Raw genomic sequence first — 12,724 nt, forward strand, 5'->3', positions numbered from 1 at the left:
GTCCATAAAATGCCCATAAATGGTTTATTGATCCACCGCCACTCGCTACTCCTAAATCAGAGTACTGTACTTCCAATAAATTTTCATCTGCAAGTTTGCCCGGAATTTTAAATAGATTGTTAAAATCCGAATATAAACTAAATTTCCCAGAATTGATAATCGCACCTGTGGCATCTGCAACAGCCTGATAATTTCTAAGCTCCAGATTTGCCATAGCTTTAATTGCTAATGCGGTATATTTAGTAATTCCTCCTTTAATATCTCCTCTTTGATTAGGACGCATATCTGGTAAATATGGTATTGCTTCATCCATTTTTGCAGAAATCCATTGCATTATCTCTTCTTTGGATTTCATTTTCAATTGTGTCTGATCTGGTGTTTCTACCAAAATAACTTTTCCCCAGACCCTTGAAACCTCCAAATGAAGAAAAGCGCTCATCACTTTACATTCAGCCTGATATTGATTGATTAAATTTGGATTAACTCCTCCTGCCTTAAATTTATCTAATTGATCAATTTGTGTTACAATTTGAAGTATATGTTGGTACCAAACAGACCATAAAGAATTATACATCCAATAATTGTTATCATATACAAATCTATCAGTGTCTGAAAAAGCAGCCTGATCACCAAGTCCACCCGCATTTACATCATCTCCTCTAACAGACAATAAAGGAATTTGTTCCCATCCCATATCCTGAAAAGAGGAATAAGCACCAATTAAAGCTCCTTTTGCCCCTTCCGTACTGGTATAGTCAAAACTTGAACTTGCGTCCAATTCCATTTTTTCGTCTAATTTATTATCACAACTTGACAAAGCAAAAAAGCCAAGCAACAAAAATGATTTTATATAAGTTGATCGTTTCATTATTTAAAAATTTTAAAATTAATGTATATTAAAACTTAATGCTGTACCCGAAAGTAAATACAGAAGGTGTAGGATATGTAGTGGTATCCACTCCATTACTTCCCACTTCAGGATTCATTAAATTTTTACTTTTACTCCATAAAAAAGGTCTGTCAGCTGTAAAAGTAAATCTCATTTCCGGAAGTTTTTCCATTTTAAGAGTATATCCTAATTGAATATTTTGAATTCTTACAAAGTCTCCATCTTCTAACCAGAAATCTGACATTTTTTGATTCCACAACTGTCTATACCCTTCTGAAGAAGGAAATTCATTAGTAGTGCCTTCACCATGCCAACGATTTATTGCAATTTCTGCATCAATATTCCTTCCTGGAGTTTTAATTACTTCTCCTCTGTTTCTTGCCAAGATTTTATTACCTCCCTGACCGTAGATTGCTACTGATAAATCCCAATTTTTGTAATTTACAGCAAAATTAGCCCCGAAATAGTAAGTAGGAACTGGAGATCCTAAATAAGTACGGTCGTCCGAATCAATTTTCCCGTCGCCATTTATGTCCTTAAATTTAAAATATCCAGGCTTAATATTTTGGCCTATTGTAGTTGGATCTGCTGCTATCTCTGCTGCATTTTGATAAACTCCTGTTATTTGCCATCCGTAAAATGCATCAATTGGCTGTCCAACAGAAAGTCTTTGCTGGAACTCCGGTTCACCTCTATTGATGAATGCCTGTCCGTATAAATCAGTTATTTGATTTTTAATATGGCTAAAGTTTCCATTAATATTATATCCCCAGTTTTCACCTATCCTATCTTTCCATCCTAAAGCAATTTCAAAACCTTTATTTCTTAAAGATCCTACGTTTGCATAACTAACTTCAGTTCCAACAATAGGAAGTACAGGAATAACAAGATTTTTTGTATCTTTTATAAAATAGTCTGCCTCTAACGTCAATCTTCTTTTCAAAAATTCTGAAGACAAACCAATATTTGTTTCTTCCGTAAATTCTCTCTTTACATTATCTTTAAATGTACTGAAAAAATAACCTGCATACAGTTGATCATTAAAAATTCCTGTAGTTGCTGTAGGGGTTGAAGCTCTATTAGCATTTACAGCGTCATTTGCTAATCTTCCCCAACCACCTCTAAACTTCAAAAGATCAATCCAAGATATATTACTCATAAAAGATTCTTTAGAAACTACCCAGCTGGCTCCAAAAGCGGGTAAATTTATTTTCTTTTGATTTGGAAATTTATTAGATCCTTCATTTCTGATTGTTCCGTAAACAATATATTTATCATCAAATTTATATGAAATCCTTCCAAAATAGGAGGTTCTATAGAATCGGTATGGCTGTAACGTCACATCGCTTTTATCTGAATCATATACTTCCCTAGAATCCGGATTAGTATTGTTCATATACCATGTAGACTCATCAAATCTATTAAAAGGGCTACCATCATAGAAGTATCCTTTTGTTCTCAATCTTCTATAGCTATCATCAGCATACGAAGTACCTGCCATTGCTGTAATACCATGTTTTCCAAAAGATTTATTCCAGGTTAAAGTATTATCCCAAATATAATTTTCATAAGAAATAGAATTTCTCTCAATTGAAGATTCTGTTAGTTTTCTTTGAAAAGAATCACTCACTCTGTATGGAAGTGTCATGATACGCTCATCATCATTTTGATTATTGTATGACAATGCTGACTTAAACATCAATTCTTTCGGAACTAAAGTAGCTTCTGCATAAGCATTAAATGTAATTCTTTTTCGAACTCCTAATCTATCGGCATTATCTAAAGTCGCAAATGGATTTTGATGATCTCTATACCCTAAATCTTTTGCACTTGCATAAGGCGCAGGATAAGCATTTGCATAAGAATAATCATACACCGGTAAAATAGGAACTGCATAATAAATTTGTGACCATGCTGAAGATTCGTCATCATACTTCTCACTTCTCGAATAATTGATAACTCCTCCTACTGTAAGCCAATTATTAGCTTTTGCATCGATCTTTGCTCTAATGTTAAATCTCTCATAACTGTTTTTCATTTTAAGGATACCATCCTGCGTAAAAAAACTTCCGCCTAATGAATAAGCAACTTTATCAGAACCTCCATCTACTGACAAGCTATGATTTTGAATATTTGCCAGTCTAAGTGTTTCTTTATACCAATCTGTATTTACATCTGGTAAATTAGGATTAATTCTACTCCTACCAAAACGCTGAATAGCCTGATTTACACTTGCTATTTCTGATGCTGAGCCAGATTCTAGTGCAAAATTAACAAATTGTTCAGCATTCGCCATCTTAAGCACATTACTTGCTTTCTGTACCCCATAATATGTATCATAGGTTAATTTCGCCTTTTTATTGTAGCTGCCCCCTTTAGTTGTTATAACAATAACTCCGTTTGAAGCTCTTACTCCGTAGATAGCAGAGGCAGAAGCGTCTTTAAGCACGGTAAAATCCTGAATATCATTAGAATTAAGAAAATCAATATTGTCTACAAAGAGACCATCTACAACGTATAACGGCTGATTGTCGCCCTGCAGAGATTTAATACCTCTGATTGTAACTTTAGGAGCTTCACCTGGAGATCCGAAACTACTTATCTGTACTCCAGCCACTTTGCCCTGCAAGGATTGAGCAGCTTGCCCTGCCGGAGTTTTAACTATTTCTGATGCTTTAACAGTAGAAATAGCACTTGTTAAATCCACTTTCTTAGCAGATCCATATCCAATCATCACAACTTCCTCAATCTTCTGCTCCTTCGGAACAGTGTCTTTTGGGGTAGTTTGCGCATTGACATTCATACCGAAGTATAAAACTGCAATGAGACATGAATACTTTAAATCACGTTGTTTCATATAGTTTAATTTTATTCGTACAATCAAAAACTTGATGTTTTTTACCGAAAATTACATATTCTCAATAAAAGACATTAGTCAAAATTATAAAAATATATCAAACAATGTTAATTATACTTAATTTTTTTACCTATCTGTTAATATTTTAGATTTACGGAAAAACATTTAATTATCATTTACATTAAGTAAATCATTCAATATATTCGTTATTATTGCATATTATTTAATAGCAAACTTATACTTTTTAATTAAAAAAATTAATAATTTATTCATAACATAGCTCTTAAAAATTTTAACTATGCCAAAAGAAACGACCAAATAAAGTTAAACCCCGATAATAAATAGGAATAATAAAATTTGTTAAACTAATTCTACTGTCATAAATTTGGTTCGGTATTTGACAATTTTTAAAATTTAATCACTATCAATGAAAAAATATATTATCGCGGCGGCTCTTATGATAGGAACCGGAGCTGTTATCAATACAACAATGCAGTCTTGTACGACTCTGGCAACATCTGATCTCGGATTATCGATTATTAAAAGACTTCTTCTGAACGGAATTGATAAAGGAGTGAATGTATACGGCAACAGAGATGCTTTCTTACAAAATAATATGGTAGATAAAGCCCTTCCAAAACAGCTTAGAGACATCAATTCAATGTTGGAAAAAATTGCTCCTTCTCTGGTTGCAAAAGAAAGAGCATATATTGCGGATGCAGCAGTATATACGGTAAATATTTCAAAACCTATTCTCGTAAATGCCGTTAACAGCCTGAATGCAAATGACGTAACGAGAATTATTCAGGGGGAGAAAGGAACAGCAACTTTAATTCTGAAAGAAAAAACTTCCCAACAGCTTATTGCCGCCATTACTCCGAAAGTTGAAGAACAGCTTAACCAATACGGTATTGTTAAGAGCATTAATACTGCACTATCGGGAAGCAATCTACTCGGAAGTCTTCTGGGTGGAAATAAAACTTCTGTAAATTCAGGAGGGTTAAGCCAATTGGCTTCCGAACAGCTTGTGAACGGGATTTTCAACATCATTGAAGATTATGAGATCCAAAATTCCAAGTCGCTTCTGGGACCGCTTGGGAAATAGAAAAATTTTGACTATATTTATATAGATTTTAAAAAGCAGATGGATATATTACAAGGAAATCAACACGCAAACCCTGAAGATTTTTATAACTCTTTGAGGGAAAAACTGGAAGGTCACCACGATTTTCCGGAAGATTATTTATTTAAATTTATTATTCCTACCGATCAGGCAAAACTTACCGAGATTTATAAGGTTTTCGACGGGATCAAATTTACACTGGGAAACCGCGAAAGTAAAAACGGAAAATACACAGCCTGCAACATCAATGCATTCGTTTTAGATGCAGATCAGGTGGTAACCATTTATCAGGAAGTCGCAAAAATAGAAGGCGTCATTCTTTTATAAAACAAAAAGTCAGCTTCACGGGCTGACTTTTTAGTTTAAATTTTCAATGAATTTATTTATTTCTCAATAAAATATTTGACATTTTCAATCGGTCTTCCCAGCATCGCTACAGAGCCTTTAATAATAATCGGTCTCTGGATCAGGGAAGGATTTTCTGCCAGAACTTTAATCCATTCTTCTTCGGATAAATTTTTGTCTGCATAATTTTCAAGATACAATTTATCTGTTTTCCTGATGATATGAAATACGCTCTGGTTCAGCTTTTTTAATACTGTTTTAATTTCAAGCTCACTCAACGGATCTTCAACAATGTTGATGATTTCAAACGGAACTCCGTTTTCATCGAGGTATTCCAAAACCGCATTTGATTTCGAACAATTCCCATTATGTAAAACTTTCACCAACATGACTATTTATATAATAAAATTAATTTTTTTTAACAAATTTAGAAGAAATAAAACGATTACTGCTTTAATGTCTGATAAAAGTTTGTTAAAACAAACCGTTCAGTTCTGCCTCAATCTTTTCTAAAATAAACCCGAAATCTTCAGGCTTTTCTACGAAATCAAGATCATCCACTTCAATAATCAAAAGTTTGCCTTCCGTATAATTGGAGATCCATTTTTCGTATTTCTGATTCAGTTTTGAAAGATATTCAATGCTGATGGATGCTTCGTACTCTCTTCCTCTTTTGTAAATTTTCTTTACCAGATTCGGAACGTCAGATTTAAGGTAAATTAATAAATCCGGCGCAGAAACGAAAGATTTCATCAGATTGAAAACAGATTCGTAGTTTTTAAAATCACGGTCCGAAAGAAGATTCATATCGTTCAGGTTTTCTGCAAAAATGTGTGCATCTTCATAAATCGTACGATCCTGAATAATATTTTTCCCGCTCTCTCTGATCTCTTTCACCTGCCTGAATCTGCTTCCTAAAAAATAGATCTGAAGCGCAAAACTCCACTTGCTCATATCCGCATAAAAATCCTCCAGATAAGGATTATGATCTACATCTTCAAACTGGGCATCCCAACCATAATGCTTAGAAAGCATCGTCGTTAACGTCGTTTTTCCTGCTCCAATATTTCCTGTAACTGCAATGTGCATATTTTCCCTAGTATATTTTTAATTTAATAAAGATCTAAATTCCGGCAGCCTGAATCTGGGAAGTATCTTCAAGAAGCTTCTGAAGAGAACTTTCCGCAGGATTTTTGCTTTCAATTTCCTGAGTTTTCTTTTCCAGTTTTCTTTCAGGACTATCGGGTTCCGCTGCTTTCTCAGCAGATTTTTCTACCTCCTGTTCCGCAGCTTTCTGCTTAGGATCAGGCTCTGCCTGTGGTTTGGATTCCTTGTTTTTTTCAAGGCTGTAAAGATAAAGTTTGTTGGCTTTTATTTCAAAATAAGACAGCGTATTTTTATCCACAATCTGTGCATCCGGATCTTCAAAAATCTTCACCATTTCCTTCTCCGGAACATATTTCAGGATGGAATTATTGGTAATCACCAGTATAAATTCATTCTCTCGCCTGAAACGTTTTCCGTTTTCCAGAGGTGCTTCAAAGAGTTTTTCAAATTTTAATGAATAGACACGGATGTATTTTCTGGTTAAAACATACACTTTATTTTCATATACCAGAAGATCCGTCAAATCATCAATACTTGCATCAAAAGGATAAGAATTAATGGTGGTTTCATTTCTGAAATTATACTGGATCAGACGTTTTGTACTGTCGTCCAGAAGCCAGAGCTGCTGCAGATCTTCCGCATAAGCCATTTTAATAAACCCGAATTTCTGCTTAAAATCAACCTTTTGGATTTCGTTTAAGTTCTGATCTACAAATTTCATTTCCTGAGCATTTTCAGAAAACAAAGGAACGCTTAACGGATTTTGTACCGTCTGTACTTTATAAGGAACCGTAAGCATCATTTTTCCGATCTGCTTTCCGAGCGAATCGTATTTGGTAAAACTGAAATCTTTGTTTTTATAGATATACAGATTTCCGTAATCGTCGGCAAGCATATCTTTTGCTTCCTTCAGTTTCAAAGTGTCTAAAGGAAGAGCTTTCTGCGCAGATAACGAGCAGAAAACGAATGCAAATATGAAGGATAATACTTTCAAATTCTTTTACTAAGATAGCGTTCCGGAAAGGAACGCTACCAATTTACTATTTTTATTTATTTCAACAGAAATTGCCATTCTTTTTAACTTATTTAATCGCAACTTCGTAAATTTTCGACCAGTTTTTTCCTGTAATCAGCATATGATCTCCTTTAAAGGCAATTCCGTTAAGAACGTGTTCGCTGTTATTCTGAGTATATTTTTCCGTGATCTTTGTAAAATCAAATTTACCTACAGTTTCTCCGGTATGAGGATTGATCTTTAAAATATAAGGCTGATGCCAAATATTGGCATAAATAAATCCGTTGTGATATTCCAGCTCATTAATCTGATTATAGATTTCCTTATTTCCACCCACGGAAACGGTTTTCACCACTTTTGAAGGATTATTTACATCCAGAAAATACAGTTTATTTGAACCTGTATCTGCGATAAGATTTTTCCCGTCATAGGTTAGTCCCCAACCTTCTCCGAATTCATTTGGCAAAGGAAATTCCGAGGTTTTCTTTAACGTATTTTTATCGTAAACAAATCCGATTTTATTTTGATAGGTCAACTGATAAATTTTATCTCCCGCAATGGCAATTCCTTCGGAAAAAATATTAGCCGGCTGTTTTTCAGTCTGCGCGGGAGCCGTACTTCCCAAAGTATATTTTATTAGTTGTGAAGCTTTTTCCAGCCCGTCACTTTCATAAATCGTATTTCCTTCCATCACAAACCCTTCAACAAAATTATTCGGATCGTGGGGATATTCTGCAATAATTTCGAAAGGAATATTGGCTTCAGGATTTTTTGTAAAAACATTGATGGTGGCGTCCTGATTTAAAATTTCCCCTCCTTTCGTTTTAATATTGAAGGTCACCTCATTATCACCGTAAGAAAAGAACTTCGGATCAATCGTTAAATCTGACGTTTCTTTATCCCCGAAACTTATAGAAATACTTTCTGCATTGTCCGTAACTTCTTCCGGAAGATTCAGTTTATCTCCAAAATGATAGCCCTTCTGCTCCATCAAATTGTTATAATCAGCTAAAGAATCAAGGATTTTTTTATCGTTTTTACAGGACATTAACAGCAAAGCTGCTGCAAAACCTGCGATCAGACTTTTCTTCACTTCAAGTTTTTATTTAATTAGAAAACAAAAGGTTCGACAATTATTTGATGGCTACTTCGTAAATTTTAGACCAGTTTTTACCGGTTATCAGCATATTATCTCCTTTGAAGGCAATTCCGTTCAAAACATCATCGCTTCCTTTGGTATTCTGCTTGGCAATTTCAGTAAAATCAAACGTTCCCACTACTTCTCCGTTCGCAGGATTAATTTTAAGAATGATGGGCTTCTGCCAGACATTGGCGTAAATAAATCCGTTATGGAATTCCAGTTCATTCAACTGATCGTAAGCCTGAGAACTTCCAGCAACAGCAATGTATTTCACCATTTTTGAAGGATTGTTCGGATCTAAGAAATACAATAACTTACTTCCATCTGAAGCAATCAGGTTTTTACCATCGTAGGTTAATCCCCAACCTTCACCCAATACATTTGGATAGGCAAATTCTTTGATCAATTTTAAAGAACTTTTATCGTAAATATATCCTTTTTTACTCTGCCATGTTAGCTGATAGACTTTATCGCCAACAATGGTGCTTCCTTCAGAAAAGTCTTCCTGAGCCTGTTTGGTAGAAGCCAAAGGTGTTGTAGTTCCTAACGTATATTTTAAAATCTGCGAAGAACCGTTCTGTCCGTCGCTTTCATAAATCGTGTTGCCTTCGATCTGGAAACCCTGCACGAAATTTTTAGGATCGTGAGGATATTCGGCAATGATTTCGTAATTGATTTTCTGTTCTGGATTTTTAGCAAATACATTGATGGTGGCGTCCTGCGTTAATGTTTCGCCGCCTTTTGTTTTGATATTAAAAGTAACAGCATTGTCGCCCAAAGTAAAAAATTTAGGATCTATGGTAAGACCTGATGTTTCTTTGTCTCCGAAACTAATTGAAATGGTTTCTGCATCATCAAGCACATCTTTCGGCAAATCCAGTTTATCTCCGAAATGATATCCTTTTTCCATCATTGAGTTATTGTAATCTGCCAAAGAATCCAGTACTTTTTTGTCATCTTTACATGAAGCCAACAACAAAATCGCTGCAAAACCTGCTATTATATTTTTTTTCATTGATTTCTAAAATAATTTCCCCAAAATTAGCAAAATTTATTCCTCTGAACTAATTTCATGTACATCTTGACCAAATTGTAATATATAGCCGTTGTTGTCATAGATCGCAAACTCTCTCATTTCCCAGTCGAACGTTTCAATTTCATAGCAGATTTTTGCTTTATCTTTCAGCTCTTCCCATAATTCATCTGCATTATTTACAGTAAAATAAAATGAACCGGTGAACCCGATTCCGTTGAATTTCTCATGCTGATTCGGTTTTGTAAGCATAATCTGCACCTCATCTTTCTGCAAAGAGGCCCATTGCCAGTCGTCATTTCTTTCCTGTAGGGTAAAACCAAGAATCTGCGTATAAAAACCGATTGTTTCATCGAATTGTTCTGTCCATAAAACGGGACGAAGGGAATTGAATTTTGTCATCACTTATATTTTAAGTCTCTTATTTAATTAATTTTCGAGATAGGGTTTTAAACTTTCCTTCAAAATTCCGCTCCAGCCTTCTGTGAAAGATTCCCGTGAAAAATTTTCACCCAGATCGTTAAAATGGTCAATATCCTCGTGAATAAGTTTTATTAAAGTTCCGTTTTCGTCGGGTTTCAATTCCCAGGTTACGGTTGTTTTTTTATCTGATAACTCAGGATATGCCCAAGAATATTTTAGCTTTTCATTAGGAAAAATTTCCAGAATTTCTCCCTGATGATGATACTTTTTCTCATCTCCCGGTTCATAAAAGTTGAATACCTTTCCGGTTTGCAGTTCAAAATCAAAAATATCGAAATACCATACCTGCATTTCAGCTTTATCTGTTAATGCTCTCCAGACTTTATAAACCGGAGCATTTATTTTCTGCTCTACAATAATTGGATGACTCATATTTCTGTTTTTTTATTGATTGAATGCAAAAATGATGAAAGTTTACTTTAGAATCATTTACTTAAGATGATTTTAAATTTAATCTCAAAAGTTACAAAAGAAAACTATACGATGGATATATAGCTCAATAAAATTTCTTAAAGAGTAGAAAACGGAAATTTTAAATATAGCTGTGTATTTTAGACAATAAATGATAAATTCACATTTACAATAATGATTTTACAATTCTTTTTCCTGCCGTATCGCAGAAATCAAGTCCGGAATAATCCGGATTTAAGCCTGCAATATATGGTACAGCCATGATGTACAAATCTTCTGTAACTCTTCCGTAATAATCCAGAGCCTGAAAATTATCATTAATATTTAACCCGTCCACGCGCAGATAATAATTGTCGGGTTCAGTTTGTACGATATTTCGGTTATCCTGTTCGAATTCATTTTTGCCTTTGTCCGGATCTTTAAATTTGATATACCCTGAACTTATGAATCTTCCGTTTTTTAAACCTTCAAAAGGAATATTGTTGAACTGGACAGGTTGTTGACCAATAGCATCGATATAAAGTCTGTAATGATCTGATCTTTTGTTTCCTGCCTCATCTGTGTAATGATAAATTATGCCTTCTTCGTCGTGAGATTCGATATAGCTGTCTTCATCCACACTTACCAGATTCAGTATTCCGGCATCATAAAGTGCCATAAGTTCTTTATATGAAGACTGAGGAAGAGATGAAATGATAACGGAAATAAGAGGAAGCAAAGTTTTTCTTAATCTCATCATATCTTCAGCAGAAAAATGTTTCGCAGGATAATTAATCGCGTAGCTGAAAGCTGATAGAGTTTCTTTCCATGCGATAGTCTGATGTCTTTCTATTGATTTCTCGGCTTCTGCATATTCAGCTTTAAAAAGTTGAAAACTGTCCAGTTTTTCTCTCAGTTCAAGCATTTTTTCAACAAATTCTTCAATGCTGAGATCTTTAATTTCCTGATAAAACTTTTCGTTCCTTTTTCTTAGTGGCTGCTTAAAATTAATATTGAATACATAATCCAGATCCACAAATCCGTTATTTTTCTGTTTATATTCATAGATTTCGTCATGAGACATGATCCAGCCTTCAGAATAAGGGCTTCCTTCAGAATGAAACCTTAAAGCCGGAAGAAATCCTCTTTTTGAAAATAAGGTAATCGAAAAATTTTTGCTTTCTTCATTAATTTTAAATTTCAGATCATTATTTTCCTCGATGTATTTTCCGTTTAATCTTGCCAGAGTTTTCACGGCATCTACTGCAGTAAGTGATGTTCCGCGAATTGCAACTGAATGATCAGAAGCAAAGGTAAATTTTGACGGAGGATAAGGAGAATCATACCATCCTTTGGTTCGGGTTTCGTTTTCAGAAGACCATTGGTGTCCGGTACAGATAATGACTTTAGAAACTTTATGAATTTCACCGGATTCTGTAATCACATTAAAAAAATCATCATTTTTTTTGTCGATATCTACAATTTTTGTGTTTTTGAAAACTTTTACTATTATATTGAGTTTATTGGCAGTTTTTAATAAAATATTAAACTGGTCTTCCAGATAATTTCCCAAAAGAAGTCTGGGGATTACTTTATATTCATTGATATTCCCATTGTCTCCGCCGGCAAAATCAGGATAGTCTTTCAGATCTTTTTTCAGGACAAAATCTGTAAAAGAAAGCGGAAATTCCGGAAGTTCATTCGCTGATACATTGGCAACATGCTCTACATTAGCTCCGTAATGGCTGTAAGGCATACCGGATCCTAAAGTTTCATTTTTTTCGAAAATATAAAGTTCTTTGGGATAAACCTTTTCGGCAATCAGGTGTTTTACGACAAATAAAGCTGCCGGTCCTCCGCCGATAAGGGCAATACTGTTGATGGTATTCATGGGTAATTTAATTTTTAAAATGTACCACAAAAAAGAGAGCTAAAAAACTCTCTTCTTTGGATGGTAATGTATGCACTAATTTCTTTCTTCAAGATTTTCAAATTTGGAATAGGAAGATTTCAGGTGATGAAGCTGATCCGATACCAGTGTGGAACATTCAGCAGAAAGATCTCCACTGTCCAGTGCATCCTGATAAGCATCAATGGCTGCTTTTTCTCCGAAAACAACATTTTCTAAAGTAGATTCATCTTTATCTGCTGAAAATGCATTTTTCACATCTATCCACGCTCTGTGGAAAGCTCCTGCCGTACTTGTGGTGTTGTCTGCTTCTCCTCCGTGTTCATTGATATGTCTTATCAGATCATTTTTCATAATCTGAGACTGAGAAACCATATTGTCGTAGTCACTTCTCAATGCAGAATGGATGTCCCATACTTTGTCTTCTACTTT

General features: G+C 34.6%; 13 protein-coding genes. 2 read left to right on the plus strand and 11 right to left on the minus strand.

The window, feature by feature from the left end:
• Both WFK35_RS14100 and WFK35_RS14105 read right to left on the minus strand, forming a co-directional pair.
• A partial coding sequence (locus WFK35_RS14100; protein ID WP_336733087.1) for a RagB/SusD family nutrient uptake outer membrane protein occupies nucleotides 1–868 on the minus strand: 868 nt, incomplete at its 3' end.
• Between the two features lie 28 nt (nucleotides 869–896).
• Nucleotides 897–3,746 carry a SusC/RagA family TonB-linked outer membrane protein gene (locus tag WFK35_RS14105; protein WP_336733088.1) on the minus strand — a complete coding sequence of 950 codons (2,850 nt, stop codon included), beginning with the start codon at nucleotides 3,744–3,746 and terminating at the stop codon, nucleotides 897–899.
• A 427-nt stretch (nucleotides 3,747–4,173) separates the two neighbouring features.
• Here WFK35_RS14105 and WFK35_RS14110 point away from each other — a divergent pair, with 427 nt between their 5' ends.
• Both WFK35_RS14110 and WFK35_RS14115 read left to right on the plus strand, forming a co-directional pair.
• On the plus strand, nucleotides 4,174–4,851 hold the full coding sequence (locus tag WFK35_RS14110) for a DUF4197 family protein (protein WP_336733089.1): 678 nt from the start codon (nucleotides 4,174–4,176) through the stop codon (nucleotides 4,849–4,851).
• 39 nt (nucleotides 4,852–4,890) lie between these two features.
• Nucleotides 4,891–5,196, plus strand: coding sequence for a DUF493 family protein (locus tag WFK35_RS14115; RefSeq protein WP_087706271.1), 306 nt, complete (start codon nucleotides 4,891–4,893; stop codon nucleotides 5,194–5,196).
• A 56-nt stretch (nucleotides 5,197–5,252) separates the two neighbouring features.
• On the opposite strand, the gene WFK35_RS14120 is transcribed toward WFK35_RS14115, so the two are convergent.
• The 9 genes from WFK35_RS14120 to WFK35_RS14160 all read right to left on the minus strand — a co-directional run.
• Nucleotides 5,253–5,603, minus strand: coding sequence for an ArsC/Spx/MgsR family protein (locus WFK35_RS14120; protein WP_288460769.1), 351 nt, complete (start codon nucleotides 5,601–5,603; stop codon nucleotides 5,253–5,255).
• An 85-nt stretch (nucleotides 5,604–5,688) separates the two neighbouring features.
• Nucleotides 5,689–6,303, minus strand: coding sequence for a deoxynucleoside kinase (locus WFK35_RS14125; protein WP_076394463.1), 615 nt, complete (start codon nucleotides 6,301–6,303; stop codon nucleotides 5,689–5,691).
• A gap of 34 nt (nucleotides 6,304–6,337) precedes the next feature.
• Nucleotides 6,338–7,315 (minus strand): hypothetical protein, encoded by a 978-nt coding sequence (locus tag WFK35_RS14130; protein WP_336733091.1) that lies wholly within the window; start codon nucleotides 7,313–7,315, stop codon nucleotides 6,338–6,340.
• A gap of 88 nt (nucleotides 7,316–7,403) precedes the next feature.
• Complete coding sequence (locus WFK35_RS14135) at nucleotides 7,404–8,429, minus strand: glutaminyl-peptide cyclotransferase (protein ID WP_336733092.1); 1,026 nt, start codon at nucleotides 8,427–8,429, stop codon at nucleotides 7,404–7,406.
• Nucleotides 8,430–8,469: 40 nt separating this feature from the next.
• Nucleotides 8,470–9,492 (minus strand): glutaminyl-peptide cyclotransferase, encoded by a 1,023-nt coding sequence (locus WFK35_RS14140; protein ID WP_336733093.1) that lies wholly within the window; start codon nucleotides 9,490–9,492, stop codon nucleotides 8,470–8,472.
• A gap of 36 nt (nucleotides 9,493–9,528) precedes the next feature.
• Nucleotides 9,529–9,912, minus strand: coding sequence for a VOC family protein (locus WFK35_RS14145; protein ID WP_336733094.1), 384 nt, complete (start codon nucleotides 9,910–9,912; stop codon nucleotides 9,529–9,531).
• A 27-nt stretch (nucleotides 9,913–9,939) separates the two neighbouring features.
• A complete protein-coding gene (locus tag WFK35_RS14150; RefSeq protein WP_336733095.1) occupies nucleotides 9,940–10,365 on the minus strand; it encodes an SRPBCC family protein in 426 nt (141 codons plus the stop codon).
• 205 nt (nucleotides 10,366–10,570) lie between these two features.
• On the minus strand, nucleotides 10,571–12,274 hold the full coding sequence (locus WFK35_RS14155; RefSeq protein ID WP_336733096.1) for an FAD/NAD(P)-binding protein: 1,704 nt from the start codon (nucleotides 12,272–12,274) through the stop codon (nucleotides 10,571–10,573).
• A 75-nt stretch (nucleotides 12,275–12,349) separates the two neighbouring features.
• Nucleotides 12,350–12,724 (minus strand): PA2169 family four-helix-bundle protein (locus WFK35_RS14160; protein WP_336733097.1); only part of this gene is annotated, 375 nt, incomplete at its 5' end.

Origin of the sequence: Chryseobacterium sp. VD8 (assembly GCF_037149975.1) — a bacterium.
Lineage (GTDB): Bacteria > Bacteroidota > Bacteroidia > Flavobacteriales > Weeksellaceae > Chryseobacterium > Chryseobacterium indicum.

Bases quoted from the DNA above. Each gene is read 5' to 3' on its own strand.
- WFK35_RS14105 (WP_336733088.1), bottom strand. From the start codon at position 3,746: ATGAAACAACGTGATTTAAAGTATTCATGTCTCATTGCAGTTTTATAC.
- WFK35_RS14110 (WP_336733089.1), top strand. From the start codon at position 4,174: ATGAAAAAATATATTATCGCGGCGGCTCTTATGATAGGAACCGGAGCT.
- WFK35_RS14115 (WP_087706271.1), top strand. From the start codon at position 4,891: ATGGATATATTACAAGGAAATCAACACGCAAACCCTGAAGATTTTTAT.
- WFK35_RS14120 (WP_288460769.1), bottom strand. From the start codon at position 5,603: ATGTTGGTGAAAGTTTTACATAATGGGAATTGTTCGAAATCAAATGCG.
- WFK35_RS14125 (WP_076394463.1), bottom strand. From the start codon at position 6,303: ATGCACATTGCAGTTACAGGAAATATTGGAGCAGGAAAAACGACGTTA.
- WFK35_RS14140 (WP_336733093.1), bottom strand. From the start codon at position 9,492: ATGAAAAAAAATATAATAGCAGGTTTTGCAGCGATTTTGTTGTTGGCT.
- WFK35_RS14145 (WP_336733094.1), bottom strand. From the start codon at position 9,912: ATGACAAAATTCAATTCCCTTCGTCCCGTTTTATGGACAGAACAATTC.
- WFK35_RS14150 (WP_336733095.1), bottom strand. From the start codon at position 10,365: ATGAGTCATCCAATTATTGTAGAGCAGAAAATAAATGCTCCGGTTTAT.
- WFK35_RS14155 (WP_336733096.1), bottom strand. From the start codon at position 12,274: ATGAATACCATCAACAGTATTGCCCTTATCGGCGGAGGACCGGCAGCT.